The organism is Mesorhizobium sp. M7A.F.Ca.US.006.04.2.1 (genome assembly GCF_004022915.1).
In the GTDB taxonomy this organism is placed as follows: Bacteria; Pseudomonadota; Alphaproteobacteria; order Rhizobiales; family Rhizobiaceae; genus Mesorhizobium; species Mesorhizobium ciceri.
In genome coordinates, this window is sequence record NZ_RZQA01000568.1 from 1 (window position 1) to 4,243 (window position 4,243).

Sequence of the window (4,243 nt, forward strand, 5' to 3'; positions counted from 1 at the left end):
CCATCGGCCACAGCAACGGTCGCACCTTTAGGAATATCCATGTGTGAATGTTCTCCGAGATTGCGCCAGCCCTAGCTATTCGGTTGGGGCCTGCTGACGTCAGTCTTAACGCCCCAAGCCGCCAATGGATGCTTTGATCTGAGCCTTTCGTCGACGCCCGGCCGACTAAGGGCCGCGCCGACCGCCTACATGCCCCCAAACGGTGGCGCCTCATTGTGAGATCGGCGTCAGGTGCCTGACGTTGGACGGATAGGCCGCGTTACATGTTGCGCTGGAACGAATGTCGTCGCGCCCCGTTCGCTGAGAGATGGTGGGATAGGGGTGACGCGATGCACGACGCTTTTTTCAGGGTTCCAGTAACGATCGAGTTGCCAAATGGAGAACTCCGCAGGTTGTCCAGTGCTTCCGAGGCTGCCATCTTGCTGATGGAGAAGTGGCCGGACGAGCACGGATCAATATACCGAGACGCGTTGCAGGCCTGTACCGGCTCACTGACTTCGGACGACGAGGTGGAAAATGCCCGGCAGGCGTTTTTGGCGGCTGCAGAGGAGGCAGGGCTGACCGTGCAAGGCGTGCATTACAATGAGGACACCCCATCGCCGCGTTCGATAGAACAGCCGAAATCGTCATACATCGCCGATGAGAAGCGACGGGATCGTGGGCATAGGGAGGAGCAAGAAGACTTTCTCATCCGTTTCCTGGCGCGCGAAACCGGGATTACGGAAGCCCAGGCACGCGAGCTGATCGATATGGTCGGTACTGATCGTGGATCATTGCTGCGAGAGGCGAGAATATTGAAGGCGCGGCGCTGAGACGCCGGAATCTGGCAATGTTCCGGAACGAGTGCGCCGCCTAGGCTGATGATGGGGGGACGCCCTAGGTAGGTAGGGTGGCGTTCAGTGCCTGACGATGTCGTCCTGCTGTACTTAGTCGTTTGATGTTGAACGCCGAGGTTCCCTCCGCAGGTCGAAACGCGTTGCGCTCGCAGTCCGTCAGGATGCCTCAACGATGGCCAGAAAGCCGTTCATTGACGGAAATGCCATTATACCGGCAGTGAATTTATCGTCCTTTGTAAAGGGTGCGCCAGCTTTCGCTCGAGCAGGCTTGACCGGACCCGCATCGCCACCTTGGCGCGAGGACCAAGTTTGATTTGGGACCGCGGGCGATCCAGCACATGTCGGGATTGCGGCGCCAAGACTGGGCATAGGATCTGCGATTTTTCCCAGCGCTGATGTTCGGCACCTTCGTTAATGTGACCGGCCGCAAGCAGGCGGAAGAAGCCGCGAGCTTCTGGCCTGCGAAATGAGCCATCGCGTCAAGAACCTGCTGACCATAGACTCCGGCCTTACTGCCATTAGCTCGCGTTCGACGACGACGACCAATGACCTGGCGCGCGAGCTTACACAGCGGTTGACTGCCTTGGGGCGAGCCCATCATCTGGTGGCGGCCGGTGCCCGGCCAGACTGAGGCCGCCTCTGCGCTGCTTGCGACCTACTTACGGTACTGCTTGCGCCTTATGACGATCTGGGGGCGTTTAGCGGCCGCATCAGGGTGTCGGTGCGAAGGATGAGTGTTGGTGAATCATCGGCAACTATCCTGGCGCTTATCATTCATGAACTTGCAACCAACTCTCTCAAATACGGCGCCTTGTCGGCGGAAGCAGGCACGCTGGATGTATCGTGCTCGGCGCAAGATGACGCCGTCACCATCGTCTGGACAGAAAGTGGCGGACCGCTCGTTGAGACACCTGCAGATCCGCCCGGCTACGGAAGCAGATTGGTCGAGCGTAGCGTAACCGGGCATCTGCGTGGCTCGATCGCTTACGATTGGGCAAAGCAGGGCCTGATCGTCACGCTGAAAATCCAGCCGCAGCGCCTCACACAATAACCGCGCGCTCGCCTTCAAAGGCCGAAGCTGGTGATCGAGCCCACGCCATGGAGGCGGAAGAACTGGCAGGGCGGCCATGTCAAGTTGAGACCAAGTCGCGTAAACTTGCCGCTATGGCTGCGTTGTCATACGGCTTGGCATAAAACAGGCTGCCTTTCGGAAGGTCCGTGACCGACACCGCGCGATGGCCTGACGTCGCTACAATCCTGATGGGTGGCCAGCGGTCGCGTACAGCAGCAGAAAGCTTTACGCCATCCACGCTACCTGGCATGTCGACGTCAGTGAACATGAGCTGGATCTGGGCATTGGTTTCGAGCAAGTCAATTGCCTCATCGGCATTGGCAGCCTCCAATACCTCGAAACCCTCGCCGAGCAGGAAATCCGCGATGTCCATGCGGATTAGCGGCTCGTCCTCGACAACCAACACGCAGATGCTAGGTGGCACTAGACCCTCCTGCCAAAATGATGCTGGCGGTCCACAACTCTGTTGCGCCCAGATCGATCCACAAAAACTTGCAATCCAAGCATTCAGCGCCAAGAGTCGAAGTTCGCGGCCTACTAGCGTGGACGGGCAAGGGATTTGGGCAATGTGATGCTTCGCGTCCGAACCCGCCTGACCCAGGCGGGCTTTTTATTGGCTGTCGCTATGAACGCGGTCAATTCCCTTCGACCCGAGCAAACCACGGATCTAAAAGTGAAGCCGATCGCCGGCCCCAGCACGGCATGGATTTGCGCCAAGACGGCGTAGCATGCGAGTTCGTGGTTCGGGGATGGGGACAGTCCCTTTTCTCCACTTTGCTCGCGATCGTGGTTCTCGATGGACCCTCGGGAAACGCCTCAGCGCCGTCGCCGCTTCCGTCTGGCTGATTCCAAGGCCGTTGCGCCAAGCTTTAAATTCTTCAGAAGTCAGCACATTCTCCACTCAAGAGGTGAGGGCTTCCCCCTTCGGTAAGGCCGGTTTCCAGGCTCCCTGTGACCTTTATCTGAAGTAAAGCCAAGCTTAACGGCCCGACCTTTATCCTCAGCTTCCACAGACCGAAGTCTATGGCTCGAGCAGGGCAGCGCCGTACTTGGCCCATAGCCGGTCGCAGTCAATCAACCTAAGGCTTGGTGTGCCAGATTCCCCATAGAAGACCATTGCGGCCCGGGCGTCATATCCGAGCACTGAGGCTTTTGCGACGAACTGGATTGCCTCTCCGAGGCGGGCGATGGGGAATTTGGCCTCCGTTTTGTTGTTGAGGTCGAACGCTCCAAGAATTTCCGCGTTGGCATTCCTGGACGACAGTGCCTCGGTCTCAGGCGCACTGCCCAACGCAAGCAGCATCATATTAGCCTTCACTAATATACAACTACGCACCATACGTTTTGTTCCGTAGACAATGCAGCCACGCAGACGAAAAAGATCACTCATACGCACGCAGAGTTGCCGCCAAATAGGTGACTTCGTCGACGAATTCATGACCCCAAACGTCATGCAGGCGGTGCGACAATAATTGACCGCTCGGCGCAGGGACGGGTTGCTTGAGTGATTCGCTGACCTCGGTCGGCCTGACTATTCGAGCCGGAATTCAACCAAACGCGCATCACCCTCATTGATGAGGCCGCTGTCGACTGCAGCTTCGAACGCCTTCGCAAAATACTCATCATCCGAGGCTTGGTGAACTTGGCCTGCAAGATCGATTGGCAGTGCGCCGATCACCCGACCAGTTGCCTTCTCGATAACCGTGACGGTCCGCTGCATCGATCAGGGTTTGTTGACGGTGTCGTCAACTGCGTTCGCCGTCGACTTGACGTCCCTACCGACGCCTCGGACGGTATTAGCGCAAGCGGAAAGAGCCAGGGCGCAGGCAAGAATAGCGATGGGGGCAAGGTGTAACAGTTTCACGGCGATGTCTCCTCTTCATGACGTAACCCACGAATGCCCATCGAGTTCCAATCATGCTTGTTCCCGCAAACGCCCCGCGATTTAGAAAAGTGCACAGCGTGCGACGAGATCTCCGGCTTATTCGACGGTGCAGGGCGGCGACGCGCGGATTTCGAGGCCGAGGGTGGTCATAATGTAGGTAAGAGACTGCCCGCTAATGTTGCGCGAGGCCCTGATTACATGGTGTCAATTGCATCCAAGGTTCAGGCGTATTGCAGTTCTGGCTTCGTCTCGGTACCGTTGATCATTCCGGCGCTAGCGTAGTTTCGGGGCTCTGCGTCTCCTCGACATCGGGCGGATAGTCGAAGTCTGCGGCCGGATTGTCCGCGCCGCTCAGAGGAACTGGACCGGCACGCCGGGACTGAGAAGCTTGCCAAGTTCTCCAGCATCCCAATTGGTCAGGCGTACACAGCCATGGGAGCCGGTCTTGTC

At 58.0% G+C, this 4,243-nt stretch carries 7 protein-coding genes; 3 read left to right on the plus strand and 4 right to left on the minus strand.

Annotated features, from left to right (window positions below; translation table 11 throughout):
- The first annotated feature begins 329 nt into the window (after positions 1–329).
- From EN925_RS25365 to EN925_RS41680, 3 genes are all read left to right on the plus strand, one after another.
- Positions 330–812: a DUF982 domain-containing protein gene (locus EN925_RS25365; RefSeq protein ID WP_245459233.1), complete on the plus strand. Its 483-nt coding sequence runs from the start codon at positions 330–332 to the stop codon at positions 810–812.
- 490 nt (positions 813–1,302) lie between these two features.
- Positions 1,303–1,467 carry an HWE histidine kinase domain-containing protein gene (locus EN925_RS41675; RefSeq protein ID WP_348629906.1) on the plus strand — a complete coding sequence of 55 codons (165 nt, stop codon included), beginning with the start codon at positions 1,303–1,305 and terminating at the stop codon, positions 1,465–1,467.
- A gap of 99 nt (positions 1,468–1,566) precedes the next feature.
- On the plus strand, positions 1,567–1,887 hold the full coding sequence (locus EN925_RS41680; protein WP_245472551.1) for a sensor histidine kinase: 321 nt from the start codon (positions 1,567–1,569) through the stop codon (positions 1,885–1,887).
- Positions 1,888–1,966: 79 nt separating this feature from the next.
- Here EN925_RS41680 and EN925_RS25375 read toward each other — a convergent pair whose 3' ends face one another.
- From EN925_RS25375 to EN925_RS41685, 4 genes are all read right to left on the minus strand, one after another.
- Positions 1,967–2,314, minus strand: a complete 348-nt coding sequence (locus tag EN925_RS25375) for a response regulator (RefSeq protein WP_127366487.1) — start codon at positions 2,312–2,314, stop codon at positions 1,967–1,969.
- Between the two features lie 615 nt (positions 2,315–2,929).
- The gene (locus EN925_RS25380) at positions 2,930–3,214 is read right to left on the minus strand and encodes a hypothetical protein (RefSeq protein ID WP_245461180.1); all 285 of its coding nucleotides are present in this window, start codon (positions 3,212–3,214) and stop codon (positions 2,930–2,932) included.
- 225 nt (positions 3,215–3,439) lie between these two features.
- Positions 3,440–3,628: a hypothetical protein gene (locus tag EN925_RS25385; RefSeq protein ID WP_127366483.1), complete on the minus strand. Its 189-nt coding sequence runs from the start codon at positions 3,626–3,628 to the stop codon at positions 3,440–3,442.
- Between the two features lie 516 nt (positions 3,629–4,144).
- Positions 4,145–4,243: L,D-transpeptidase family protein (locus EN925_RS41685; RefSeq protein WP_348630365.1), on the minus strand; the 99-nt coding region annotated here is incomplete at its 5' end.